At 60.8% G+C, this 24628-nt stretch carries 23 protein-coding genes; 13 read left to right on the forward strand and 10 right to left on the reverse strand.

Annotation, left to right across the window (positions count from 1 at the left end):
• Positions 1-2: 2 nt before the first annotated feature.
• The 8 genes from amaB (at position 3) to NF676_RS03490 (ending at position 10028) form a co-directional block, all read left to right on the forward strand.
• A complete protein-coding gene (gene amaB, locus NF676_RS03455; protein ID WP_290128313.1) occupies positions 3-1493 on the forward strand; it encodes an L-piperidine-6-carboxylate dehydrogenase in 1491 nt (496 codons plus the stop codon).
• 197 nt (positions 1494-1690) lie between these two features.
• Positions 1691-2974, forward strand: a complete 1284-nt coding sequence (amaA, locus tag NF676_RS03460; protein ID WP_252887237.1) for an L-pipecolate oxidase — start codon at positions 1691-1693, stop codon at positions 2972-2974.
• A 368-nt stretch (positions 2975-3342) separates the two neighbouring features.
• A complete protein-coding gene (locus NF676_RS03465; RefSeq protein WP_041480713.1) occupies positions 3343-4476 on the forward strand; it encodes an ABC transporter substrate-binding protein in 1134 nt (377 codons plus the stop codon).
• A gap of 241 nt (positions 4477-4717) precedes the next feature.
• Positions 4718-5632 (forward strand): ABC transporter permease subunit, encoded by a 915-nt coding sequence (locus tag NF676_RS03470; RefSeq protein WP_041480712.1) that lies wholly within the window; start codon positions 4718-4720, stop codon positions 5630-5632.
• Positions 5633-5635: 3 nt separating this feature from the next.
• A complete protein-coding gene (livM, locus tag NF676_RS03475) occupies positions 5636-6937 on the forward strand; it encodes a high-affinity branched-chain amino acid ABC transporter permease LivM (protein WP_024011385.1) in 1302 nt (433 codons plus the stop codon).
• The gene (locus tag NF676_RS03480) at positions 6934-7806 is read left to right on the forward strand and encodes an ABC transporter ATP-binding protein (protein ID WP_016771916.1); all 873 of its coding nucleotides are present in this window, start codon (positions 6934-6936) and stop codon (positions 7804-7806) included. Before livM ends, NF676_RS03480 begins: the two co-directional genes overlap by 4 nt.
• Entirely contained in the window at positions 7803-8519 is a 717-nt protein-coding gene (locus NF676_RS03485) for an ABC transporter ATP-binding protein (protein WP_016771915.1), read from the forward strand. The genes NF676_RS03480 and NF676_RS03485 overlap by 4 nt, the downstream gene beginning before the upstream one ends.
• 744 nt (positions 8520-9263) lie before the next feature.
• A complete protein-coding gene (locus NF676_RS03490; protein ID WP_016771914.1) occupies positions 9264-10028 on the forward strand; it encodes an SDR family oxidoreductase in 765 nt (254 codons plus the stop codon).
• 95 nt (positions 10029-10123) lie between these two features.
• Here NF676_RS03490 and NF676_RS03495 read toward each other — a convergent pair whose 3' ends face one another.
• The 7 genes from NF676_RS03495 to NF676_RS03525 all read right to left on the reverse strand — a co-directional run bounded on the left by NF676_RS03495 (position 10124) and on the right by NF676_RS03525 (position 15318).
• Entirely contained in the window at positions 10124-11257 is a 1134-nt protein-coding gene (locus NF676_RS03495; protein ID WP_252887238.1) for an AGE family epimerase/isomerase, read from the reverse strand.
• Between the two features lie 180 nt (positions 11258-11437).
• On the reverse strand, positions 11438-12010 hold the full coding sequence (locus NF676_RS03500; RefSeq protein ID WP_041480708.1) for a HupE/UreJ family protein: 573 nt from the start codon (positions 12008-12010) through the stop codon (positions 11438-11440).
• A gap of 27 nt (positions 12011-12037) precedes the next feature.
• Positions 12038-12652, reverse strand: a complete 615-nt coding sequence (gene ureG, locus NF676_RS03505) for an urease accessory protein UreG (protein WP_016771910.1) — start codon at positions 12650-12652, stop codon at positions 12038-12040.
• Positions 12653-12675: 23 nt separating this feature from the next.
• Positions 12676-13350 (reverse strand): urease accessory protein UreF, encoded by a 675-nt coding sequence (locus NF676_RS03510; RefSeq protein ID WP_150638248.1) that lies wholly within the window; start codon positions 13348-13350, stop codon positions 12676-12678.
• Positions 13347-13847, reverse strand: a complete 501-nt coding sequence (ureE, locus tag NF676_RS03515; RefSeq protein ID WP_056787607.1) for an urease accessory protein UreE — start codon at positions 13845-13847, stop codon at positions 13347-13349. The genes NF676_RS03510 and ureE overlap by 4 nt, the downstream gene beginning before the upstream one ends.
• A gap of 300 nt (positions 13848-14147) precedes the next feature.
• Complete coding sequence (locus NF676_RS03520) at positions 14148-14780, reverse strand: TetR family transcriptional regulator (protein ID WP_056787610.1); 633 nt, start codon at positions 14778-14780, stop codon at positions 14148-14150.
• A gap of 154 nt (positions 14781-14934) precedes the next feature.
• A complete protein-coding gene (locus NF676_RS03525; RefSeq protein ID WP_041480705.1) occupies positions 14935-15318 on the reverse strand; it encodes a DUF2790 domain-containing protein in 384 nt (127 codons plus the stop codon).
• Between the two features lie 383 nt (positions 15319-15701).
• Here NF676_RS03525 and NF676_RS03530 point away from each other — a divergent pair, with 383 nt between their 5' ends.
• Positions 15702-17777: an AsmA family protein gene (locus NF676_RS03530; RefSeq protein ID WP_252887239.1), complete on the forward strand. Its 2076-nt coding sequence runs from the start codon at positions 15702-15704 to the stop codon at positions 17775-17777.
• A gap of 101 nt (positions 17778-17878) precedes the next feature.
• On the opposite strand, the gene NF676_RS03535 is transcribed toward NF676_RS03530, so the two are convergent.
• Positions 17879-18409: a ferritin-like domain-containing protein gene (locus NF676_RS03535; protein WP_041480703.1), complete on the reverse strand. Its 531-nt coding sequence runs from the start codon at positions 18407-18409 to the stop codon at positions 17879-17881.
• A gap of 293 nt (positions 18410-18702) precedes the next feature.
• Between NF676_RS03535 and NF676_RS03540 the strand changes: the two genes are divergently transcribed.
• Positions 18703-19581 carry an esterase/lipase family protein gene (locus NF676_RS03540; RefSeq protein ID WP_252887240.1) on the forward strand — a complete coding sequence of 293 codons (879 nt, stop codon included), beginning with the start codon at positions 18703-18705 and terminating at the stop codon, positions 19579-19581.
• A gap of 96 nt (positions 19582-19677) precedes the next feature.
• On the opposite strand, the gene NF676_RS03545 is transcribed toward NF676_RS03540, so the two are convergent.
• Positions 19678-20565 (reverse strand): DMT family transporter, encoded by an 888-nt coding sequence (locus NF676_RS03545; RefSeq protein ID WP_252887241.1) that lies wholly within the window; start codon positions 20563-20565, stop codon positions 19678-19680.
• Between the two features lie 96 nt (positions 20566-20661).
• Between NF676_RS03545 and NF676_RS03550 the strand changes: the two genes are divergently transcribed.
• From NF676_RS03550 to NF676_RS03560, 3 genes are all read left to right on the forward strand, one after another.
• Positions 20662-21456: an AraC family transcriptional regulator gene (locus NF676_RS03550; RefSeq protein ID WP_252877347.1), complete on the forward strand. Its 795-nt coding sequence runs from the start codon at positions 20662-20664 to the stop codon at positions 21454-21456.
• A gap of 63 nt (positions 21457-21519) precedes the next feature.
• Entirely contained in the window at positions 21520-21825 is a 306-nt protein-coding gene (locus NF676_RS03555) for a PsiF family protein (RefSeq protein WP_016771900.1), read from the forward strand.
• Positions 21826-22156: 331 nt separating this feature from the next.
• On the forward strand, positions 22157-23170 hold the full coding sequence (locus tag NF676_RS03560; protein WP_016771899.1) for an AI-2E family transporter: 1014 nt from the start codon (positions 22157-22159) through the stop codon (positions 23168-23170).
• Positions 23171-23342: 172 nt separating this feature from the next.
• Here the strand turns inward: NF676_RS03560 and NF676_RS03565 are convergent, their stop codons facing one another.
• Complete coding sequence (locus NF676_RS03565; protein ID WP_130929365.1) at positions 23343-24617, reverse strand: Hsp70 family protein; 1275 nt, start codon at positions 24615-24617, stop codon at positions 23343-23345.
• Between the last annotated feature and the right edge of the window lie 11 nt (positions 24618-24628).

Here is a 24628-nt window from a genome sequence, read left to right on the forward strand (position 1 = left end):
CGATGGTAGCCGCATTGCTTGATCGTCTGGGAGTCAACCCGGCCCTGTACCAGAACGGCAAGGTGCCGGTGCATTCGCCCATCGATGGCAGTGAAATTGCCTCGGTGAACTGGGAGGGCGCTGCCGAAGTCGAGCAGCACATCAGTCGCGCAGATCATGCATTCGAGCACTGGCGCAAGGTGCCGGCACCGCGTCGCGGCGAGCTGGTGCGTCAGTTCGGCGAAGTGTTGCGCGAGTACAAGGCCGATCTCGGCGAGCTGGTGTCGTGGGAGGCGGGCAAGATCACTCAGGAAGGCCTGGGTGAAGTACAGGAGATGATCGACATCTGCGATTTCGCCGTTGGCCTGTCGCGCCAGTTGTACGGTCTGACCATCGCCTCCGAGCGCCCGGGCCACCATATGCGTGAAACCTGGCATCCGCTCGGCGTGGTCGGCGTCATCAGCGCGTTCAACTTCCCGGTCGCAGTGTGGGCGTGGAACACCACCCTGGCGCTGGTCTGCGGCAACCCGGTGGTGTGGAAGCCATCAGAGAAAACCCCGCTGACCGCGCTGGCCTGTCAGGCGCTGTTTGATCGCGTAGTGAAAAATTTCAGTGATGCCCCACCGAGCCTGTGCCAGGTGGTGATCGGCGGTCGCGATGCCGGCGAAGCGCTGGTCGATGATCCGCGTGTTGCGCTGATCAGCGCCACCGGCAGCACGCGCATGGGCCGCGAAGTGGCGCCGAAAGTCGCCGCGCGTTTCGCCCGCAGCATTCTCGAACTGGGCGGCAACAACGCGATGATCCTCGGCCCGAGCGCCGATCTGGACATGGCAGTGCGCGCGATTCTGTTCAGCGCCGTCGGCACCGCCGGGCAACGCTGCACCACCTTGCGCCGTCTGATCGCTCATGAATCGGTCAAGGAAGAAATCGTCACCCGCCTCAAGGCTGCCTATTCGAAAGTACGCATCGGCCATCCGCTGCAAGGCAATCTGGTCGGCCCGCTGATCGACAAGCACAGCTTCGAAAACATGCAGGATGCGCTGGAACAGGCGCTGAGCGAAGGCGGCCGGGTGTTCGGTGGCAAGCGCCAACTGGAAGAGCAATTCCCCAATGCTTATTACGTGTCGCCGGCCATCGTGGAAATGCCCGAGCAGAGCGATGTGGTCTGCAGCGAAACCTTTGCGCCGATTCTCTACGTGGTCGGCTACAGCGATTTCGAGGAAGCGCTGCGCCTGAACAATGCCGTGCCGCAAGGCCTGTCATCGTGCATTTTCACCACCGATGTGCGTGAGGCCGAGCGGTTCATGTCGGCGGTCGGCAGTGACTGCGGCATCGCCAACGTCAACATCGGCCCGAGCGGCGCGGAAATCGGCGGCGCCTTTGGTGGCGAGAAAGAAACCGGCGGCGGCCGTGAGTCCGGCTCCGATGCCTGGCGCGCGTACATGCGGCGGCAGACCAATACCGTCAACTACTCGCTGGAATTGCCGTTGGCGCAGGGCATTACATTCGACTGACAGGTGGAGATCCTCTGTAGGAGTGAGCACTGTGGCGAGGGGATTTATCCCCGTTCGGCTGCGAAGCAGTCGTCGCTTTTGAAATTTTGGGGCCGCTCCGCGACCCAGCGGGGCGGTGCGACGTTTCGCTAAATCCCCTCGCCACAGGGGGCTCACTCAGGTTTGTGTGTTTGTTGGGTTTCTGTTGGAGTCTGGCAATGCCGTTACGCGAAGAATGTCTGTGGGAAACGCTCACGCCACAACGCCCGGATAACACCGCGCTCAAGGGCGAGGTCAAGGTCGATGTCTGTGTGATCGGCGCCGGGTTCACCGGGTTGTCAGCGGCGCTGCATCTGTTGGAAAAAGGCAAAAGCGTCTGCGTGCTGGAAGCGCATCGCGCAGGGCACGGTGGCTCCGGGCGCAATGTCGGGCTGGTCAACGCCGGCATGTGGATTCCTCCGGACGAGATCGAAGCGGGGTTCGGCGAGGCGGTCGGCAGTCAGCTCAACCGCATGCTCGGTGCGGCGCCGGCGCTGGTGTTCAGCCTTGTGGATAAATACGCTATCGATTGCCAATTGCGCCGCGAAGGCACTTTGCACATGGCGCATAACGCCAAGGGCGAGGCGGATCTGCGCAGTCGCGAGCAGCAATGGAAACGTCGTGGCGCGCCGGTCGAACTGCTCACCGGCAAGGCCTGCGAGCAAGCCACCGGCACGCAGAAAATCGCCGCCGCGTTGCTTGACCGCCGCGCCGGCACGCTCAATCCGATGGCCTATGTCACCGGGCTGGCCAATGCCGTGCGCGGGCTCGGCGGGCAGATGTTCGATCATTCGCCGGTGACTCGCCTCGAGCGCGTCGGGCAGAAGTGGTCGGTGCAAACCGCCCAGGGTTCGGTACTCGCCGAACAAGTGGTCATCGCCTCCAATGCTTACACCGAAGGCGACTGGACCGAACTCAAGCGCAATTTCTTTCCCGGCTATTACTACCAGGTCGCCTCGGTGCCACTTACCGAAGACGCTGCGCAAGAAATTCTCCCGGGCGGGCAGGGCTCGTGGGACACCCGTCAGGTATTGAGCAGCATCCGCCGTGACAAGGACGGGCGCCTGTTGCTCGGCAGCCTCGGCAATGGCAATCAGAAACCGACTTGGTTTCTCAAGGCCTGGGCCGATCGGGTGCAGCGGCATTATTTCCCCAATCTGAAGCCGGTCGAGTGGCAATGCACCTGGACCGGGCGCATTGCGTTTACTCCTGATCACCTGATGCGTCTGTTCGAGCCGGCGCCGGGACTGGTGGCCGTCACCGGTTATAACGGTCGCGGCGTCACCACCGGCACGGTCGTCGGCAAAGCCTTCGCCGATTACCTGTGCAACGGCGATCCGCAGGCACTGCCGATTCCCTTCGCACCGATGCAGCCCCTGGCCGGTGTGGGCTTGCGCAGTTGCCTGTACGAGGCCGGGTTTTCCCTGTATCACGCGGGCCAGTGCCTGCGCATCGTTATTTGAGTGTTGAAATTTGTTGCCGCAAGCGGCGCTTTTGCATCCAGCGACTAGCCTGTAATGGTGCGGGTTGTAGCAGTCCCGCACCAGCAGTGTGCAGTTCGGTGACGCGGGCTGTTACAGGCTGGTTGCACGTCGTTTGTCGCTGCGGTTGCAATGATGGCGCGTGCGGGTTGCGCCTGAAAAAACAAATGGTTTCACCTTCCGCGGTTTAGACGGTTGCACGCCCAATGAAAATGGGACCGAAACAGTCGAAATAACAACAATGCAGCGACTTTTTGAAGAATAAAAAACCGATGGCACGGGCCTTGCTCTGAGCTTTGAGTGAAGTGAAGTCGCAGTGCCAACTAAAAAAAACCTTGGAGCACCACCTCATGTCCCAGACGTTTTACAAGAAAGGCTTTCTGGCCCTCGCAGTCGCTACTGCGCTGGGTGTTTCTGCGTTTGCTCAAGCTGATATCAAGATCGGTGTAGCGGGTCCTATGACCGGTGCCAACGCGGCATTCGGCGAGCAGTACATGAAGGGTGCACAGGCGGCGGCCGATGCGGTCAACGCGGCGGGTGGCGTCAACGGGGAAAAAATCGTCCTGGTCAAAGGCGACGACGCCTGCGAACCGAAGCAGGCAGTGACGGTCGCCAAGGACCTCACCAACCAGAAAGTCGCCGGCGTGGTCGGTCACTTCTGCTCCTCTTCGACCATTCCAGCGTCGGAAATCTACGACGAAGCCGGGATCATCGCGATCACTCCGGGCTCGACCAACCCGCAAGTGACCGAACGCGGCCTCAGCGCCATGTTCCGTATGTGCGGACGTGACGACCAGCAAGGCATCGTTGCCGGCGACTACATCGTCGACATGCTCAAGGGCAAGAAAGTCGTCGTGCTGCACGACAAGGACACCTACGGCCAAGGCCTGGCGGACGCCACCAAGGCTCAGCTGGAAAAACGCGGCGTCAAGCCTGTGCTGTACGAAGGCCTGACCCGTGGCGAGAAAGACTTCAGCACCATCGTCACCAAGATCCGTGGCGCCGGCGCCGATGTCGTCTATTTCGGCGGCCTGCACCCGGAAGCCGGTCCGCTGGTTCGCCAGCTGCGTGAACAAGGTCTGAAAGACGTCAAGTTCATGTCCGACGACGGCATCGTGACCGACGAACTGGTGACCACCGCTGGCGGCCCGCAATTCACCGATGGCGTGCTGATGACTTTCGGCGCCGACCCGCGCCTGTTGCCGGAAAGCAAGACCGTAGTGGACGCGTTCCGCAAGGCCGGCACCGAGCCTGAAGGCTACACCCTGTACGCCTACGCCTCGGTTCAGACCTTGGCGGCAGCGTTCAATGGCGCGAAGAAAAACGACGGCGAAGCCGCTGCCAAGTGGCTGAAAGCCAACCCGGTGAAAACCGTGATGGGCGAGAAGACCTGGGACGCCAAAGGCGACCTGAAAGTCTCCGACTACGTGGTTTACCAGTGGGACAAGGACGGCAAATACCACCAGCTGGAAAAGCAGAAGTAAGGGCTGAAGCGATCACTCGGCTCACTTGAAACCCTGTGGGAGCGGGCTTGCCCGCGATGGCGTCAGGTCAATCGACACACAAGTTGGCTGATCCACCGCTATCGCTGGCAAGCCAGCTCCCACAGGATTCAGTGGCGATCGGGCTGATCACGCTCCGACATTGCTCCGACGTACATCTGTATTTTTCCTAGAAGAACCGCGCGTCATGGGCGCGCAGGTTCTCACTGCGTGAGATTGCGTTATGGATGGTATTTTCCTGCAGCAACTGGTCAATGGCCTGACCCTCGGGTCGGTCTATGGCCTGATCGCCATCGGCTACACAATGGTCTACGGCATCATCGGCATGATCAACTTCGCCCACGGCGAGGTTTACATGATTTCCGCTTACCTGGCGGCAATCAGTCTGGCTCTGCTGGCTTACTTCGGTATCGAATCCTTCCCGCTGCTGATGCTCGGTACGCTGATCTTCACCATCGTCGTCACGGCGGTGTATGGCTGGGTCATCGAGCGTGTCGCCTACAAACCCCTGCGTAACTCGACCCGCCTGGCGCCGCTGATCAGCGCTATCGGTATTTCGCTGATTTTGCAGAACTACGCACAGATCGCTCAGGGCGCCAAACAACAGGGCGTGCCTACGCTGCTGACCGGTGCCTGGCGTGTTGAAGTCGGCACCGGCTTCGTGCAACTGACCTACACCAAAGTCTTCATCCTGATCGCCGCGTTTGTCGGCATGGGGCTGCTGACCTACATCATCAAATACACCAAGCTCGGCCGCATGTGCCGTGCGACCCAGCAAGACCGCAAGATGGCCTCGATCCTGGGGATCAACACCGACCGGGTGATTTCCTACGTGTTCATCATCGGTGCAGCCATGGCGGCACTGGCCGGTGTGCTGATCACCATGAACTACGGCACGTTCGACTTCTATGCCGGCTTCATCATCGGCATCAAGGCGTTCACCGCAGCGGTTCTGGGCGGCATCGGTTCACTGCCCGGCGCGATGCTCGGCGGGATCATCCTCGGCATCTCCGAGTCGCTGTTCTCCGGTCTGGTCAACTCCGACTACAAAGACGTGTTCAGTTTCTCGCTGCTCGTCCTCGTACTGGTCTTCCGGCCGCAGGGCCTGTTGGGCCGTCCTCTTGTGTCGAAGGTGTAAGCGATGTCTGCAACCACTGAAAAATCCATCGATATCAAAAAAAGTCTGGTCGAGGCGATTCTTGCCGGCCTGATTGCGCTGATCGTGTTCGGGCCGATTGTCGGCGTCGTCCTCGACGGCTACAGCTTCAACCTCGAAGCGACTCGCGTGGCGTGGATCATTGCCATCGTCATGGCCGGTCGCTTTGCCCTCAGCCTGTTCCTGCAAACCCCCAAGGGCCTGAAGATCCTCGACGGGTTCGAGAGCACCGGTTCCGGCGTGCACGTGCTGCCGGCGGACTACAAATCGCGGCTGCGCTGGATCATTCCGCTGATCATTGTGCTGGCGATCATCGTGCCGTTTGTCTCCAACTCCTATCTGCTGGGGGTGGTCATCCTTGGTTTGATCTACGTGCTGCTGGGGCTGGGGCTGAACATTGTGGTCGGTCTGGCCGGGCTGCTCGACCTTGGTTACGTGGCGTTCTACGCCATCGGTGCCTACGGTCTGGCATTGGGTTATCAATATCTGGGTCTGGGTTTCTGGACCGTGCTGCCGCTGGCGGCGATCACCGCAGGCCTGGCCGGTTGCATTCTCGGTTTCCCGGTGCTGCGTCTGCACGGTGACTATCTGGCGATCGTGACCCTGGGCTTCGGCGAAATCATTCGTCTGGTGCTCAACAACTGGCTGTCCCTGACCGGCGGCCCGAACGGCATGCCGGCGCCACTGCCGACGTTCTTCGGTCTGGAGTTCGGCAAGCGGGCGAAGGATGGCGGGGTGCCGTTCCATGAGTTCTTCGGTCTGACCTACAACCCCGACGTAAAGTATTACTTCATTTACGCGGTGCTGTTCCTGGTGGTGCTGGCGGTGTTGTACGTCAAGCATCGGCTGGTGAAGATGCCGGTCGGTCGCGCCTGGGAAGCCCTGCGTGAAGATGAAATCGCCTGCCGTTCGATGGGCCTGAACCACGTACTGGTCAAGCTCTCGGCGTTCACCATCGGTGCGTCGACGGCGGGTCTGGCCGGGGTGTTCTTCGCCACCTATCAAGGCTTCGTCAACCCGACCTCGTTCACCTTCTTCGAATCGGCGCTGATCCTCGCCATCGTCGTGCTCGGCGGCATGGGTTCGACCATCGGCGTGGTCATCGCCGCATTCGTGCTCACCGTCGCCCCGGAACTGCTGCGTGGCTTCGCTGAATACCGCGTGCTGCTGTTCGGCATCCTGATGGTGTTGATGATGATCTGGCGACCACGCGGGCTGATCCGCATCAGCCGCACCGGGGTCAAACCACGCAAAGGTGCCATTCACTACGAGAGGACTGCGCCATGAGTGAAGTCGTACTCTCTGTTGAAAAACTGATGATGCATTTCGGTGGCATCAAGGCTTTGAGCGATGTCAGCCTGAAGGTCAAACGCAATTCGATCTTCGCCCTGATCGGCCCCAATGGCGCCGGCAAGACCACGGTGTTCAACTGCCTGACCGGTTTCTACAAGGCCACGGGCGGCAAGATCGAACTCAATGTGCGCGGCCAGCAGACCAACGTCATCCAGTTGCTGGGCGAGTCGTTCAAACCGACCGATTTCGTTTCGCCGAAATCCTTCCTCAGCCGCATGTACTACAAAATGTTCGGCGGTACTCACCTGGTGAACCGTGCCGGTCTCGCCCGTACGTTCCAGAACATTCGCCTGTTCAAGGAAATGTCGGTGCTGGAAAACCTGCTGGTGGCGCAGCACATGTGGGTCAACCGCAACATGCTCGCCGGCATCCTCAACACCAAGGGCTATCGCAAGGCCGAGAGCGATGCGCTGGATGTCGCGTTCTACTGGCTCGAAGTGGTCGATCTGGTGGACTGCGCCAACCGTCTGGCCGGTGAGCTGTCCTACGGCCAACAACGGCGTCTGGAAATTGCCCGGGCCATGTGCACGCGGCCGCAGATCATCTGCCTCGACGAACCGGCCGCCGGCCTCAATCCTCAGGAAACCGAAGCGCTCAGCGCGATGATCCGGCTGCTGCGCGACGAGCACGATCTGACCGTGGTGCTGATCGAACACGACATGGGCATGGTTATGAGCATTTCCGACCACATCGTGGTGCTGGACCACGGCATCGTCATCGCTGAGGGCGGGCCTGAAGCGATCCGTAACGATCCAAAAGTGATCGCGGCCTACCTGGGCGCCGATGAAGAGGAGCTGGTATGAGCCAACCGATCCTCGAACTGCGCAATCTGGACGTGTTCTACGGCCCGATTCAGGCGCTCAAAGGCGTTTCTCTGCAAATCAACGAAGGCGAGACCGTCAGCCTGATCGGCTCCAACGGCGCCGGCAAGTCGACCTTGCTGATGTCGATCTTCGGCCAGCCCAGAGCGGCGGGCGGGCAGATTCTCTATCAGGGCGTCGACATCACGCAGAAGTCCTCGCACTACATCGCCTCCAACGGTATCGCGCAGTCGCCGGAAGGGCGGCGGGTTTTCCCCGACATGACCGTCGAGGAAAACCTGCTGATGGGCACCATCCCGATTGGCGACAAGTACGCCAAAGAGGACATGCAGCGCATGTTCGAGCTGTTTCCACGGCTTGAGGAGCGACGCAATCAGCGGGCGATGACCATGTCTGGCGGTGAACAGCAGATGCTCGCCATCGCCCGTGCGCTGATGAGCCGGCCGAAGCTGTTGCTGCTCGATGAACCGAGCCTGGGTCTGGCGCCGATCGTGGTGAAGCAGATCTTCGCCACGCTGCGTGAGTTGGCAAAAACCGGGATGACGATTTTCCTCGTCGAGCAGAACGCCAACCATGCGCTGAAGCTGTCGGACCGGGCATATGTGATGGTCAACGGCGAAATCCGTCTGACCGGCACCGGCAAAGAGCTTTTGGTGAATGAGGAGGTGCGTAACGCCTATCTGGGTGGGCACTGATTTTCTCGCGGTTGCACACAGCCCCGGCGACGAGAGTCCCGGGGCTTTTTTATTTTTTGGAATCCACCACAGGTAAATTGGGTAATTCCCAAAATTGTGGAAAACAAATTCCCCAAGCTGCCAAAGCGCGACATATAGACGCTGCAAATGGCTGTTTTTCCACAGTTTTGACTTGTCCCCGGTTACTGTGGAGCTGGCTGTGAATAACGTGGGTGTATCTGGCTGCAAGCCTTATGAAACGTGGCTTGCAGGGATGTGTTTGTTTTTTGATCAGGCATTTTTGCTGGAGCGCGCGGCGTCGTTGTCAACCTTTTTCTGGGGGGCAGAGACATGGCAATTCCCTGTGCGCAAGCCTGTGGATAAGTCTGTGACTAAACTCTGGAAAGACCTCGCGGAGCGCCGTAATTGCTGGCCTCGCGCAATCACCCGGTGACACCGCCCGTCGTGCAAAATGCCCTGTCCCGCACATCCCCCGCATCACGGTCAAGCAAAAAACTTTCCATTTCGCCCGCAAAGCCTTGTGTGGCGCGGCTTTGCGCGTTTGCACTTGCCCCCGGAAACTGTGGAGCAGACTGTGGATAACATGCGTGCACATGGCTACAGGCCACGCTGGCTGTGGTCTTGGCAGGTCTGGTTGTTTTTTGTACAGCTGGCAAGTGTTGCCCGTATTCGCGAGGGCGGGCATGCTGCCTGCTGATTTTCTATTCCAAGGGCTGCCGTGGCGGCCGAAGCAAGGAGAACACGATGTCCGACACCCTGTTTATCACCGGCGCGACGTCCGGTTTTGGTGAAGCCTGTGCCCGGCGTTTTGCCGAGGCTGGCTGGAAGCTGGTCCTGACCGGCCGTCGTGAAGAACGCCTCAATGCCCTGTGCGCCGAACTGTCGAAGCAGACCGAAGTGCATGGTCTGGTTCTCGATGTGCGCGATCGCAAAGCGATGGAGGAGGCTATCGCCAACCTGCCGCCGTCGTTCGCCAAACTCCGTGGCCTGATCAACAACGCCGGCCTGGCGCTCGGCGTCGATCCGGCGCCCAAGTGCGATCTGGATGACTGGGACACCATGGTCGACACCAACGTCAAAGGCCTGATGTACGCCACTCGCCTGCTGCTGCCACGGCTGATTGCCCACGGCCGTGGCGCCGGTATCGTCAACCTCGGTTCCATCGCCGGTAACTACCCGTACCCGGGCAGCCACGTGTACGGCGCGAGCAAAGCCTTCGTCAAACAGTTCTCGCTGAACCTGCGTTGCGACCTGCAGGGTACTGGCGTGCGGGTCAGCAACATCGAACCCGGCCTGTGCGAAAGCGAGTTCTCGCTGGTACGTTTTGCCGGTGACCAGGAACGCTACAACGCCACTTACGCCGGCGCCGAGCCGATCCAGCCGCAGGACATCGCCGAGACGATTTTCTGGGTGATGAACACCCCGGCTCATATCAACATCAATAGCCTGGAGCTGATGCCGGTGAGCCAGACCTGGGCCGGGTTTGCCATCGAGCGTAACAAGGCTTGATACCGCGCTGAGGCCATTCGCGAGCAGGCTCGCTCCCACAGGAGAATGCATTCCAAGATGTGGGAGCGAGCCTGCTCGCGATAGCAATTGTTCGGTCAGCGAAGATACGCAGCCAAACCGTGGTAGCAAGTCGCCAAATGATAAGGCGTGGTCGAAGGCATGTCCTTGCGGCTGACCTCTCCATTCTCATCGCGACACTCATGCCAGCCGCCGGCATGCAGAAACCGCTGCTGCAACGCCTGCAATTGGCGCAGCACTACCGCTTCGCTGTCCGCCCGCAAGGTCAGCGCACGCAGGTACTCGGCTTGAGCCCAGATCCGTTGGGTGGAATCCCTGGGCCGACCATTGCTTTCCAGATCAAGCATCGCCCGCACCGCGCCGCAGGACTCCAGCACGCCGTACTGCTCGGTAAAAGCAAATGCCCGATCCAGTGCCCGATGCAGTTTCGAATCGCGCAACAGCGCCGACGATTCGAGCAGGAAATACCATTCGAACTGGTGTCCCGGCTCGTACCAGTTATCCACAGCACCCAGCGGCTTCTCCATCAACACGCCGTATTGCGGATCGACGAACTGCTTGTGCATGGCTGTGCATAACTCAAGCAGGGCCTTCTGCGTTTGCGGGTCTTCACGCACGGCGAGGGTCGCCAGAAAAGCTTCGGCCAGATGCATCAGCGGATTTTGCAGTGGCCCGGTTTGCAGGGTGAGCCAGTCACGCTCAAGGCAGGCTTCGTACAAACCGTCGCCGGTGGCGAATCGGCGGCCGATGATTTCCAGCGCGGCGTTCAATGTCGACTCGGCCAGCGAATCCCGGGACTTGTCCCAGTAATGCGCGCAGGCGAACAGGATGAAGGCGTGGGTGTAGAGATCCTTGCGCTGGTCCAGCGGCTTGCCTTGCGCATCGATGCTGTAAAACCAGCCGCCGTGCTCGGCATCATGGAAATGCCGTTGCAGCGAACGGAACAACGCGGCGGCGCGGACTTCGGCGTTATCCACAACCCCGATCAGGCTGGAGAACAGATACAGCTGCCGTGCGCAGGCCATCGCCCGATAGCGCTGCACTGGCAACGGTTGGTGTGTAGCGTCCAGCGCCTCATAGGGCAACGCCATGTCGGCATTCCAGCCCGGGCCTTGCCACAGCGGCACGATCACGTCGAGGAAGTGCTGCTGCACTTGGCCAAACAGGGCGGTCAATTCGGGCAGGGCGGTGGAGCGGGAAGCGTGGGGCATGGGCGGGCGTCACGGGCTGGGGCGATTGCGCGACATGGTAGCAGAGAGCACCGCTTGAGAGAGGCGGTGTCTGTCAGGCCGTCTTCGCGAGCAGGCTCACTCCCACAGTGGATTTGCAGCGAACACAAAACCTGTGGGAGCGAGCCTGCTCGCGAAGAGGCCAGTTCAGGCAATAAAAAATCAGCCTGCGAGCAACCACACCCCAGTCGCCGCCGAAGCCGCACCCGCCAACCGCACCAGCGGCGCCGCTGCCTGCGGAAGAACTCGCACCACGCCATAACCGAGCGCATGCAAAACCGCTGTCGCCGCGACAAACCCGGCCGCATACGCCCACGGGCTGCTCATTTCCGGCAGCTCCAGCCCATGCGCCACGCCATGGAACAGCGCAAACAGCGCCGTCGCTGCCACCGCCATCACCAGCGGCGGACGCACGGCCAGTGCCACGGCCAGGCCCAGCGCCAATACCGAAGCAGCAATCCCGCTTTCCAGCGCCGGCAACTCCAGCCCTTCAAAACCGAGCAGGCCGCCCAGCAGCATGGTGCCGACAAACGTGCACGGCAGCGCCCAGCGCGCCGCGCCTTGTTGCTGCGCCGCCCACAAACCGACGGCGAGCATTGCCAGCAAGTGGTCGAGCCCGCCGATCGGGTGGCTGATGCCCGCGACGAGGCCGCTGTCGCCATGCCCAGGGTGCGCGAAGGCCAGTGCCGGTGTCAGCAGCAGCGCCACGGCGCCAAGAATGCGTTTGAGTGTCATGGATAAGCTTCCTTGTTGATAAGTGGATCAGGCGGCGGTCAGCAGGCCCTGGCGTTCGATGAAGGCGATGATTTCTTCAAGGCCCTGACCGGTTTTCTGGTTGCTGAACACGAACGGCTTGCCGTTGCGCATGCGTTTGGTGTCGCTGTCCATCATTTCCAGCGAGGCGCCCACCAGTGGCGCGAGGTCGATCTTGTTGATCACCAGCAGGTCGGACTTGCAGATCCCCGGGCCGCCCTTGCGCGGCAGCTTGTCGCCGGCGGAGACGTCGATCACGTAGATGGTCAGGTCGGACAGCTCCGGGCTGAAGGTCGCCGAGAGGTTGTCGCCGCCGGATTCAACCAGAATCAGATCCAGCCCGGGAAAACGCCGGTTCAGTTGGTCGACTGCTTCAAGGTTGATCGAGGCGTCTTCGCGGATTGCCGTGTGCGGGCAGCCGCCGGTTTCCACGCCGATGATCCGCTCCGGCGCGAGGGCTTCGTTGCGCACCAGGAAATCGGCGTCTTCGCGGGTGTAGATATCGTTGGTGACCACGGCGAGGTTGTAGCGCTCGCGCAGGGCCAGGCACAGGGCCAGGGTCAGTGCGGTTTTGCCGGAACCGACCGGGCCGCCGATGCCGACGCGCAGAGGTTGTGTATCCATTTCATTCTCCAAAATAAACAGCCCTAAGAGCGGAAGAGACGGCTGTACTGGCGCTCGTGGGCCATGCACGCCAGAGACAGGCCAAACGCGGCGCTGCCGATGTGTTCGGGGTTGAGGTGGGTCGCGTCGTGCTGCGCCTGTTGCAGCAGCGGCAGCAGTTCGCTGGTCAGGCGCTGGGCGGCTTGCTGGCCCAGCGGCAGGGTTTTCATCAACACGGCGAGCTGGTTTTCCAGCCAGCTCCACAGCCACGCGGCAAGAGCGTCCTGCGGGGTGATGCCCCAGGCGCGTGCCGCCAGTGCCCAGCACAGGGCGAGATGCGGTTCTGTGGTCTGTTCAAGAAAGTCGCGGGCGGGCGCATCGAGTTCTGGCAAACCGTTCAACAACTGCTGCAGGGAGTAGCCCATCTGCCGGCTCTCCAGATGCAACTCGCGGGTTTCGCGACTGGCGCGGTGGCTCTCGCAGAGTTGTCGTAATTCGGCCCAGTTTTCATCTGCTGCGGCCTGGCAATGCGCCAACAGCAGCGGCGCTTCGAAGCGCGCGAGGTTGAGCAGCAGTTGATCGCTGATCCAGCGGCGGGCGCCGTCCGGGTTGTGGACCCGGCCATTATCCACCGCCATTTCCAGACCCTGGGAATAGCTGTAGCCGCCAATCGGCAATTGCGGACTGGCCAGACGCAGCAGCGCCCAGGCCGGATTCACAGGCGCACGCCGAACTGGTGGAGTTTCGGCGCGTAGTTGAAGTCTTCGTCGCCGTGGCGGGAATGATGATGGCCGCCGCCGTAAGCGCCGTGTTCCGGCTGGAACGGCGCTTCGATAGCCTCGACCTGCGCGCCGAGCTGTTCGAGCATCGCCTTGAGCACGTAATCGTCGAGCAGGCGCAGCCAGCCACCGCCGACTTGCAGGGCGACATGGCGGTTGCCGAGGTGATAGGCCGCGCGGGTCAGTTCGAACGCATTGGCGCAAGTGACATGGAGCAGTTGTTCAGGGCGGGCGCAGACGCGCACGACACGGCCGTCTTCAGCCTGCAGGCATTCGCCGTCATACAGCGGTGGCTGGCCGCGCTCCAAAAACAACCCGACGTCTTCGCCTTCGGCACTGAAACAGCGCAAACGGCTTTTGCTGCGCGCTTCGAAGGTCAGGTGCAGCTCGGCGGCCCAGACGGGTTGAGGGTCGATTCTGCGATGAATCACCAGCATCGGAAAGCTTCCAGCAATGAACGTTGAATGGGCTAGAGCAAGCGCCGCGCCAATCGGGTGATCTGTAGGAAATAGCTGTCGGCGCTTGCCTGATCTTTCAACAGGCGCGGCGATTCTGGAAGGTTTTGGTGCATGAAGGATTTGTCATGCACCAATTCGATGCCGTGACGGATGTTCAATGTGGGAGCGAGCCTGCTTGCGAATGCGCCGTGTCAGACAGATGTATTCAGCTGACCCAGCGCTTTCGCGAGCACGCTCGCTCCCACAGAGGCTTTGCGCTGTGTCAGATAGAGAAGGGGATTACTCGGTACTGCCCAGCCCTTGCCAGTGCTTGAGGCCGATAAAGATGAAGCGCAGTTGCTGGGTGATCTTCGCCTGCGGCGTCAGATGCTCCGGCAAGGCCTCGGCGGGCGGGTCGATGATGTCGGGGAGGGTGGCGAACACCGATTTGACGATCAGGTCGGCGATCACGCTCAGACCGGCGATGTCCAGATGTTGCAGCTTGGGCATCAGCGCCAGGTCCGCCGCGAGGTCGGCGCTGATGTTCTCCCGCAGGCGTCCGATCGCCTGGCGTACCGGCAGCGAGCCGCCATATTGTTCGCGGGCGAGAAACAGGAATTGCGAGCGGTTGGCGTTGACCACATCAAGGAAGATGCGCACCGAAGCGTCGATGATGCCGCCCATGACGAATTCGTTGTGCCGCACCAGGCGGATGGTTTCGCGGAAGGTCTGGCCGACTTCGCTGACCAGTACCAGACCCAACTCGTCCATATCGGCAAAGTGCCGGTAGAAACCGGTGGGCACGATGCCGGCGGTCTTGCTCACTTCGCGCAGGCTCAGGCTGCCGAATCCTCGGCCGCTTTCCATCAGGTGGCGGGCAGCGTCCATCAGGGCGTTGCGGGTCTGTTGTTTCTGTTCGGCGCGGGGCAGCATCGCAGGGTGTGTTCTTCGGCAGGACAAGCGCCGCACTCTAGCAAATCGGCTTTGTCGGCGTCGAACGGGGAGTCATGCAGCGAGGGATTCACAGAAGCTGAAAAGTCAAAAGCCCAATCCGCTGATTGGGCTTTTTCGCTGGGCCGTCATAGGCTCAGCTCACGGCGCTGTTGCGTTCGATTACACGATCACCACCACCTTCGGCGAGGGCTTGACCTTGGGGAGTCTTGTCGTAGCCGTCTTCCACCAGACCTTTTTCTTCGAGACGATTGCGGCCGTTTTCAGCCAGGGTCTGGCCCTGTGGGGTTTTGTCATAGCCGTCTTCAGCCAGAGTCTGACCTTGAGGGGTCTTGTCATAGCCGTCTTCAGCCAGAGTCTGGCCTTGTGGGGTTTTGTCGTAGCCGTCTTCAGCGAGCGTCTGGCTGAACACCGAGTGGCTGTCTTTGACTTGCGGAGTGGCCTGATCGGCAGCGGGCAGGGCAAAAGCAGTGCTGGCTAGCATCGACAGGGTAAGGCTGAGCAGTAATTGGCGTTTCATGATAGTGGCTCCTTGGGAGGGCGATAAAGTGGGTACGAGGGCAATGCTACTCTCGATATGTCGATATAAAAGTTCATAAACGCAATGGTAATAATCAACAGAATTGATTGTTCGGCGCGAAGGCTCTAGATCGGGCCTTTGCGGGCGACGGTTTTGCACCGTCGTGGGTATTTTCGACTCACTCGTGCCTCGCAAAAGTGCGGGTCGCGGTAACACTGCTCGACCGATCGGTCAGTTTTGCTGCGCTTTTTATGGCTTAAACTGCCTTTCGATTAAACCTGCGGGCCTTTCGCCAGTCACAGACTGCATAGGGGCCGCTTAGGTCTGCCGTTTCAGCTGTGCGTCGGGTAATCGGCGTGCGGTCGTGATCAGGAGCTTTGTGCATGACGCGCACTGGAAAAATCTTCAGCTGGATCTTCGCCATCCTCGTGCTGCTGCTGGCAGCCTTGATTCTGATCATCGTGTTCTTCGACTGGAACCGGATCAAACCGACCATCAATGCCAAAGTCTCGGAAGAACTGCACCGGGCGTTTGCCATCAATGGCAACCTCGCGGTGATCTGGCAGCGCGAGCCGGAAGAGGGCGGCTGGCGCTCTTGGGTGCCTTGGCCGCACGTGGTCGCCGAGGATCTGAGCCTGGGTAATCCTGACTGGTCGAAGCAGCCGCAGATGGTCACTCTGAAACGTGTCGAGCTGCGCATTTCGCCGCTGGCCCTGCTGGCCCAGCGCGTGGTGATTCCGCGCATCGACCTGACCGAGCCGAATGCCGAGCTGCAACGTCTGGCCGATGGCCGCGCCAACTGGACGTTCAAATTCGATCCCAAGGACCCGAACGCCGAGCCTTCGAGCTGGGTGGTCGATATCGGCGCGATCGGTTTCGACAAGGGCCACGTGACCCTCGACGATCAGACCTTGAAGACCAATCTCGATGTGTTGATCGACCCGCTCGGCAAGCCGATTCCATTCAGCGAGATCGTCGGCGACAAAGCGGCGAAAACTGCTCAGGACAAGGGCGGCGCACCGCAGGATTACGCCTTTGCGCTCAAGGTCAAAGGCCAGTACCACGGGCAGAACCTCACCGGGCAGGGCAAGATCGGCGGGTTGCTGGCGTTGCAGGACGCGAGCAAGCCGTTCCCGTTGCAGGCCCAGGCGAAGATCGGCGATACCCGTATCGAACTGGCCGGCACCCTGACTGACCCGCTGAATCTTGGCGCTCTTGATCTGCGCCTCAAGCTCGCTGGAGACAGCCTCGGCAATCTCTACCCGCTGACCGGCGTGACCCTACCGGACACGCCACCGTATTCCACCGACGGTCACCTGATCGCCAGGCTGCATGACGAGGCCGGGGCGAGATTCACTTACGAGAAATTCAACGGCAAGATCGGCGACAGCGACATCCACGGCGACCTCACCTACGTCGCCAGCCAGCCACGGCCGAAACTCAGCGGTGCGCTGCTCTCCAATCAACTGCTGTTTGCCGACCTCGCGCCACTGATCGGCGCCGACTCCAACACCGAGCAAAAGGCCCGTGGCGGCGCGAGCAAGCAACCGGCGGACAAAGTCCTGCCGGTCGAAGAATTCAAAACCGATCGCTGGCGGGCCATGGACGCCGATGTCGAGTTCACCGGCAAACGCATCGTCCACAGCGAGAAGCTGCCGTTCAAAGACCTCTATACCCATCTGAAACTCAACGACGGCGAGCTCAGCCTAGAACCGCTGCGCTTTGGCGTCGCCGGCGGCACGCTGGATGCGCTGATTCGCCTCAATGGCCGCACCGAGCCGCTGGAAGGCCGGGCGCGTTTGACCGCACGCAAATTCAAACTCAAAGAGTTGTTCCCGACCTTCGAGCCGATGAAGACCAGTTTCGGTGAGCTCAATGGCGATGCCGACATCAGTGGCCGGGGCAACTCCGTGGCCAAGCTGCTCGGTGGTGCCAACGGCAATCTGAAGATGCTGATCAACGACGGTGCAATCAGCCGTGAGTTGATGGAGCTGGCCGGGCTCAACGTCGGTAACTACGTGGTCGGCAAGATCTTTGGCGACAAGGAAGTGAAGATCAATTGCGCGGCGGCGGACTTCGACATCAAGACCGGCCTGGCCACGACACGGCTGTTTGTCTTCGATACCGAGAACGCAATCATCTACATCGATGGCACGGCGAACATGGCCACCGAACAACTCGATCTGACCGTGACCCCGGAATCCAAGGGCTGGCGTCTGATCTCGCTGCGCTCGCCGCTGTATGTGCGCGGCAAGTTCATCAAACCGGATGCCGGCGTCAAAGCCGTACCGTTGATGCTGCGCGGGGCGGGGATGGTTGCGCTGGGCGTGATTGCCGCACCGGCGGCGGGATTGCTGGCGCTGGTGGCGCCGAGCGGTGGCGAGCCGAATCAGTGCGCGCCGTTGCTGGAGCAGATGAAGCAGGGCAAGGCGCCGGTGACCGTTAAACCCAGTAAGTAAGCAGGGCAGATCGAAAGATCGCAGCCTTCGGCAGCTCCTACATTTGGAATGCGTTCCCCCTGTAGGAGCTGTTGAAGGCTGCGATCTTTTGCTGTTAAGGGTTACAGATCGTTGAGGATATCCGCCATGTCGTCGGCGTGTTCTTCTTCCTGGGCGAGGATGTCTTCGAAGATGCGGCGGGTGGTCGGGTCTTTGTCACCGATGTACTGGATGATTTCGCGATAGCTGTCGATAGCAATGCGCTCGGCCACCAGATCTTCGTAAACCATTTCCTTGAGCGTGTTGCCGGCCACGTATTGCGCGTGGGACATCTTGCTGAGCAGGTCAGGGTTGAACTCAGGCTCACCGCCCAGTTGCACGATCCGCTCGGCGAGGCGATCGGCGTGCTCGGCTTCCTGGTTGGCGTGTTCGAGGAATTCGTCGGCGGCGACGTTGGCTTTCAGGCCGCTGGCCATGAAGTAGTGGCGCTTGTAGCGCAAGGTGCACACCAGTTCGGTGGCCAGCGACTCGTTGAGCAAACGCAGTATTTCTTCACGGTTGGCGTTGTAGCCCTCGGTGACCGCGCCGTTTTCCACGTGTTGCCGCGCGCGTTCGCGCAGGGTTTGAACATCAGACAAATGCACGTCACTCATTTCATTCTCCTGGAGGCTAATCCGATAGGCGCCACGTTCTGAAGACGCGGTCGCTACCCAGGTTGTGAGTCTTGAGCGAAGCGAAAAGTTTTATGCGATTTATGCCGGACGCGCTGCAGGAACTGCTGAAGACTGCTATGTCGGGAGGGCCTGACGCTGGTCAGTCCGGTTTCGGTGGAGCGGATCGTGGCGGGCTGAAGTAGGCTCATCGTTCAGTTGTCATCGTCACGTTGGATGCTTGGCGGGCGTCTTGCAGGTCTGGCATCCACTCACCGCGCACAAGGATGTAACCCATGTCGACACGTTATCCATTGGTGCTGGTGCCGGGCATGCTCGGCTTTGTCCGGCTGGTGCTTTACCCGTATTGGTTCGGCATCATCAAGGCCTTGCGCCGTGGTGGTGCGACGGTGGTCGCGGTGCAGGTTTCGCCGCTCAACTCTACTGAAGTGCGCGGCGAGCAGTTGCTGGCGCGGATCGAGGAAATCCTGCGCGAGAGCGGGGCGCAAAAGGTCAATCTGTTCGGCCACAGCCAAGGCGCGTTGACCGCACGATATGCGGCGGCGAAGCGCCCGGATCTGGTGGCCTCGGTGACTTCGGTGGCCGGTCCGAATCATGGTTCCGAGCTGGCCGATTATCTGGAAAAGCACTATCCCGCCAACAGCGCCAAGGGGCGCTTGCTCGAAGCGTTGCTGCGCCTGATCGGCTGGGTCATGGCATTGCTCGACACGGGTTATCACGGGCCGAAACTGCCGGTGGATATCCACGCTTCCCACCAATCGCTGACCACGGCGGGCGTCGCATTATTCAATCAGCGTTATCCACAAGGGCTGCCTGAAGTCTGGGGCGGCCAGGGGTCGGAAGAGGTCAACGGTGTGCGCTATTACTCCTGGTCAGGGACGCTGCAACCGGGCAAGACCGATCGTGGCGGCAATCTTTTTGACGGCACCAACCGCAGTTGTCGCTTGTTTGCCAAGACCTTCGTCCGCGAGCCGGGGCAGTGCGATGGCATGGTCGGCCGTTACAGCTCGCATCTGGGCACGGTGATCGGTGATGACTATCCGCTGGATCATTTCGACATCGTCAATCAGTCGCTGGGACTGGTGGGCAAGGGCGCGGATCCGGTAATGCTGTTTGTCGAGCATGCGGCGCGGCTGGAGGCTGCAGGGTTATAGCCAAACAGACCGCGTCATCGTTCTTCGCGAGCAGGCTCGCTCCCACAGGTGTCTGCATTTCAATGTGGGAGCGAGCCTGCTCGCGAAGGGGCCTTATCAGGCAACGCTGACCCGGCGGCCCAACACGGTGGTCCAGCGCTCCGACAAAACCACCCCACCCAAGGTCAGCAAACCGCCCACCAGGTGATACATCGCTAACTGTTCCTTCAGCACCAGCGCTGCGATCAACGCGGTAATCAGCGGCAGCAGATTGAAGAACAACGTCGTCCGGCTCGGTCCCAGCCGCTGCACCGCTTGCATCCACGCCAGCGGCGCGACCATCGAAGCCAGCAGGCATGCATAGAGCACCAGCGGCACGTTCTGCAGATTCAAACCGGTCTTCGGCGAAACAGCGAACAACGGAAACAACACCACAATCGCCACCAGCACCTGCAAGTACAGCAGCACCAGCGGCGGCAGGCGTAGTTGCCACTTTTTCAGCAGCGTGCTGTAAACCGCGTAGGCCAGCGTGGCGATCAGCATCATCGCATCGCCCAGATTGACCCCGTGTTGCAGCAGCGCTCCGAGGCTGCCGGATGACACCACCACCAGCACGCCAGCGAACGACAGCACCGCACCGACCAGCGCACCAGCGGTCAGGCGCTGGCCGAGGCTGATGATCGCCATGGCCAGCGACATCAATGGCATCAGCGACAGGATGATGCCCATGTTGGTCGCGGTGGTCAGTGTTGCAGCGAAATAGGCGAGGCTCTGATACACCGCCATGCCGAGCACGCCGAGGACGAAAATCCGCCCCAGATTCGGCCGAATCTGCGGCCAGTGTGCGATCACTTTCGAGAGCATGAATGGCGTGAACAGCACGCCGGCCAGCAGCCAGCGATAGAAACCGATCTCGGCGGGGAAGATTGCCCCGACCGCCAGTTTGTTGATCACGGTGTTGCCGGCCCAGATGAAAATCGCCAGCAGGGGAAACGGGTATTGCATGGGACAAAACCAGAACGTTGATGAAACGCGATTATCGCCTGTCTGGATGCAGGCCTATACTGCGATCCAGACAACCTGCCTCTGCATCCGGACAGCATGAACAGCAAACACATCGATCTGCTGGATTTCAGCGAACTGCCGTCAGCGGTGTATTTCCGCTACGCCGATTTCAATGCCCACGAATATGCCGCGCCACACCGGCATCCTTGGGGCACGCTGGAATACGCGGCCCATGGCGTGCTGCACATGGATGTCGACGGCAGCCGCTTCATGTCGCCGCCACAGTACGCGGTGTGGGTGCCGCCCGAGGTCGAGCACAGTTTCTACAGCCATCAACCGGTCAACTACCGCGCGGTGTGTCTTGATCCCGACGTCTGCGCGCGATTGCCGGCGCGGGCCTGCACGCTGGCAATCAGCGACATTCTCAAGGCCATCCTCAAAGACTTCGCCGCCCGCGATGTGAAGATCCCCGAGCATGAAGCCGATCAGCGTCTGGCCCAGGTATTGGTCGATCAACTGCAACAGGCACCGGTGCAGGAATGTTATCTGCCGTACGCGAGCAGCCCGGGCTTGCTGACGATTCTTGACGCCTTGCAGGCCGCGCCGGGCGACAACCAACCGTTGGCGCATTGGGCCGCGCAAGTGCATGTCAGCGAGCGCACGCTGGCGCGGCAGTTCGTTCGTGAGCTGGGCATGAGTTTTGGCGAGTGGCGTCAGCGCTTGCGTTATCTGGCGGCGATCGAGGCGCTTGAGACCTCGCGTTCGGTGCAGGAAATCGCTTTCGACCTCGGCTACAGCAGCGGCTCGGCATTCATCGCCATGTTCGCCCGCCAGGCCGGGTGCACGCCGGAGCAGTATCGGCGCAGCCACCTCGAGGGCAGGAAGGTGTAACAAGCTTTGACTACACTGCGACAGAGGCCGCATCCATCGGTGCGGCAACAAGGAGAAAACTCCATGAAGATGTTGCGTGTGCCGTTGTTGATGATCGGGCTGCTTGTGTGTTCCCAGGGTTTCGCCGCCACGGCGCAACAGAACAAGATGACCACCTGCAATGCCGATGCGACCGCCAAGAGTTTGAAGGGCGATGAGCGCAAGGCGTTCATGAGCACCTGCCTGAAAGCGGCACCAGCGGCCAACGATGGCAAGGAGCTGACCCCGCAGCAGCAGAAGATGACCACCTGTAATGCCGATGCGAAAACCAAGGCACTGACCGGCGATGCGCGCAAGGCGTTCATGAGTGAGTGTCTGAAGAAAAAATAAGGGGGCACCATGGGTGTCCGATTGACTCGGTCGGCTTGAGATTTTCCCTCACCCTAACCCTCTCCCGGAGGGAGAGGGGACCGACCGCATTGATGCCGACAGGAACTGGGGTCTGAAATACCGGGTCGATTGCGGATTCGGCACTGCACGTTCAGGTCGGAAAATTTTTCGAGCAACCCCCAATCGGTCCCCTCTCCCTCTGTGAGAGGGCTAGGGTGAGGGGGAAATTCGCAAGCCTTGCACGAAAATCCGAAACCCCGCATATCCCTAGTGCTAACCCAGGATCGCTGGCAGACTGCCCATCCTTTCACGCCGTTCGTTTTGAGGCTGTATGCCAACGTTTTCTCAGCGTCATGTTGTGTTCTGGGTCAGTTGCATCATCATTTTTGGCGGTCTGCTGCTGGTGCTGCCGCTGCGCCTGTTGCCCAGTCTTTTGGCCGGGTTGCTGGTGTTCGAGCTGGTCAACATGCTCACCCCGCAACTGCAACGGCTGATCGAAGGGCGGCGTGCGCGCTGGTTGGCGGTGGCGCTGCTCGGCACGCTGGTGGTGAGTGCGCTGGCGCTGATCTTCGCCGGGGCTATCAGTTTCCTCCTGCATGAAGCGGAAAACCCCGGCGCCTCGCTCGATAAATTCATGGGCGTAGTCGATCGCGCGCGCGGGCAGTTGCCGCCGTTCATCGATGCCTACCTGCCGGCGAGTGCGGCGGAATTTCGCGTGGCGATCGGCGAGTGGGCGAGCAAGCATCTGGCCGACCTGCAACTGGTCGGCAAGGACGCCGCGCACATGTTCGTCACCCTGCTGATCGGCATGGTGCTCGGCGCGATCATCGCCCTGCAGCGCATCCCCGACGTGACCAAGCGCAAGCCGCTGGCCGCCGCTTTGTTCGACCGTTTGCATCTGCTGGTGCAGGCGTTTCGCAATATCGTCTTCGCGCAGATCAAGATTTCCCTGCTCAACACCGTGTTCACCGGGATCTTCCTCGCGGTGATCCTGCCGATGTTCGGCATCAAGCTGCCGCTGACCAAAACCCTGATCGTGCTGACCTTCCTGCTCGGCCTGCTGCCGGTGATCGGCAACCTGATGTCGAACACGCTGATCACCATCGTCGGTCTGTCGCTGTCGATCTGGGTGGCGATCGCAGCGCTGGGCTATCTGATCGTTATCCACAAGCTCGAATACTTCCTCAACGCGCGCATCGTCGGCGGGCAGATCAGTGCCAAGTCGTGGGAGTTGCTCCTGGCGATGCTGGTGTTCGAAGCCGCGTTCGGTTTGCCGGGGGTGGTGGCAGGGCCGATTTATTACGCGTATCTGAAGAGTGAGCTGAAGCTGGGCGGGATGGTCTAAGGCCAGGCAACTAAATTGAATGCATCTGTGGCGAGGGGATTTATCCCCGTTGGCCTGCGCAGCAGGCCCCTGCTTTCATAAGGCGGGGGCCGCTTCGCGACCCAACGGGGATAAATCCCCTCGCCACAGGATAAATCCCCTCTCCACAAAGGCTCTTCGCCACAGATTGTGATCAGGCCATCGAACCGTAACGCTTCATCGCTTCAATCGCCAAACCGCTACCAATGCTGCCAAAGATGTTGCCTTCGACATGCCGGGCGTTCGGCAACATCGCCGAGACGCTGTTACGCAGGGCCGGGATGCCGCTCGAACCACCAGTGAAGAACACCGTGTCGACCTGATCGACCGCCACGCCGGCATCATTGAGCAATTGCGTAACGCTGCCACGCACACGCTCCAGCAAAGCCTCGATCGCCGATTCGAACAACGCGCGGCTCAGCTCGACGCTCAGCCCGGCTTCGATGCGGTCCAGCGGCACGTGGCGGCTGTCGGCGTGGGTCAGCTGGATCTTGGTTTCTTCCACTTCCATCGCCAGCCAGTGCCCGGCGCGCTGTTCGATCAGCTTGAACAGGCGATCGATGCCGCCGGTGTCTTCGATGTCGTAGCGCATGCTGCCCAGTGCCAGCGTGGATTTCTGCGAGTACACCGAGTTGATCGTGTGCCAGGTCGCCAGGTTCATGTGGTGGCTGGTTGGCATGTAGGCGCCGCTCTTCATGCGGCTGCCGTAGCCGAACAGCGGCATCAGGCCTTGCAGACTCAGCTGTTTGTCGAAGTCGGTACCACCGATGTGCACACCGCCGGTGGCGAGGATGTCATCGTGACGGTTGTCGACACCGCGACGCTCGGGCGACAGGCGCACCAGCGAGAAGTCGGAGGTACCACCGCCGATGTCGACGATCAGTACCAGCTCTTCTTTCTCGATGGTCGACTCGTAGTCGAACGCTGCCGCGATCGGCTCGTACTGGAACGACACGTCCTTGAAGCCGATTTTGCGCGCCACTTCGACCAGGGTGTCTTCGGCCTCCTGGTCAGCCAGCGGATCGTCGTCGACGAAGAACACCGGGCGACCCAGCACCACTTGCTCGAATTCCCGACCGGCGGCGGTTTCGGCGCGGCTCTTGAGCTGGCCGATGAACAGCCCGAGCAGATCCTTGAACGGCATCGCCGTGCCGAGGACGCTGGTGTCGTGCTTGATCAGCTTGGAGCCGAGCAGGCTTTTCAACGAGCGCATCAGCCGGCCTTCGTAGCCTTCCAGATACTCGTGCAGGGCCAGGCGACCGTAGACCGGGCGACGTTCCTCGATGTTGAAGAAGACCACCGACGGCAGGGTGATCTTGTCGTCTTCCAGCGCGATCATGGTGTCCATGCCGGGGCGCAGCCAGCCGACGGTGGAGTTGGACGTGCCGAAGTCGATGCCGCAGGCACGGGCTGGAGAGGCGTCTTTCATGTCTTTCGGTT

The sequence above is a fragment of the Pseudomonas siliginis genome, from assembly GCF_024072275.1.
GTDB lineage: Bacteria > Pseudomonadota > Gammaproteobacteria > Pseudomonadales > Pseudomonadaceae > Aquipseudomonas > Aquipseudomonas siliginis.

Coding starts and splice junctions, on each gene's coding strand:
- amaB (WP_290128313.1), top strand. CDS start 3: ATGGTAGCCGCATTGCTTGATCGTCTGGGAGTCAACCCGGCCCTGTAC.
- amaA (WP_252887237.1), top strand. CDS start 1,691: ATGCCGTTACGCGAAGAATGTCTGTGGGAAACGCTCACGCCACAACGC.
- NF676_RS03465 (WP_041480713.1), top strand. CDS start 3,343: ATGTCCCAGACGTTTTACAAGAAAGGCTTTCTGGCCCTCGCAGTCGCT.
- NF676_RS03470 (WP_041480712.1), top strand. CDS start 4,718: ATGGATGGTATTTTCCTGCAGCAACTGGTCAATGGCCTGACCCTCGGG.
- livM (WP_024011385.1), top strand. CDS start 5,636: ATGTCTGCAACCACTGAAAAATCCATCGATATCAAAAAAAGTCTGGTC.
- NF676_RS03480 (WP_016771916.1), top strand. CDS start 6,934: ATGAGTGAAGTCGTACTCTCTGTTGAAAAACTGATGATGCATTTCGGT.
- NF676_RS03485 (WP_016771915.1), top strand. CDS start 7,803: ATGAGCCAACCGATCCTCGAACTGCGCAATCTGGACGTGTTCTACGGC.
- NF676_RS03490 (WP_016771914.1), top strand. CDS start 9,264: ATGTCCGACACCCTGTTTATCACCGGCGCGACGTCCGGTTTTGGTGAA.
- NF676_RS03495 (WP_252887238.1), bottom strand. CDS start 11,257: ATGCCCCACGCTTCCCGCTCCACCGCCCTGCCCGAATTGACCGCCCTG.
- NF676_RS03500 (WP_041480708.1), bottom strand. CDS start 12,010: ATGACACTCAAACGCATTCTTGGCGCCGTGGCGCTGCTGCTGACACCG.
- ureG (WP_016771910.1), bottom strand. CDS start 12,652: ATGGATACACAACCTCTGCGCGTCGGCATCGGCGGCCCGGTCGGTTCC.
- ureE (WP_056787607.1), bottom strand. CDS start 13,847: ATGCTGGTGATTCATCGCAGAATCGACCCTCAACCCGTCTGGGCCGCC.
- NF676_RS03520 (WP_056787610.1), bottom strand. CDS start 14,780: ATGCTGCCCCGCGCCGAACAGAAACAACAGACCCGCAACGCCCTGATG.
- NF676_RS03525 (WP_041480705.1), bottom strand. CDS start 15,318: ATGAAACGCCAATTACTGCTCAGCCTTACCCTGTCGATGCTAGCCAGC.
- NF676_RS03530 (WP_252887239.1), top strand. CDS start 15,702: ATGACGCGCACTGGAAAAATCTTCAGCTGGATCTTCGCCATCCTCGTG.
- NF676_RS03535 (WP_041480703.1), bottom strand. CDS start 18,409: ATGAGTGACGTGCATTTGTCTGATGTTCAAACCCTGCGCGAACGCGCG.
- NF676_RS03540 (WP_252887240.1), top strand. CDS start 18,703: ATGTCGACACGTTATCCATTGGTGCTGGTGCCGGGCATGCTCGGCTTT.
- NF676_RS03545 (WP_252887241.1), bottom strand. CDS start 20,565: ATGCAATACCCGTTTCCCCTGCTGGCGATTTTCATCTGGGCCGGCAAC.
- NF676_RS03550 (WP_252877347.1), top strand. CDS start 20,662: ATGAACAGCAAACACATCGATCTGCTGGATTTCAGCGAACTGCCGTCA.
- NF676_RS03555 (WP_016771900.1), top strand. CDS start 21,520: ATGAAGATGTTGCGTGTGCCGTTGTTGATGATCGGGCTGCTTGTGTGT.
- NF676_RS03560 (WP_016771899.1), top strand. CDS start 22,157: ATGCCAACGTTTTCTCAGCGTCATGTTGTGTTCTGGGTCAGTTGCATC.
- NF676_RS03565 (WP_130929365.1), bottom strand. CDS start 24,617: ATGAAAGACGCCTCTCCAGCCCGTGCCTGCGGCATCGACTTCGGCACG.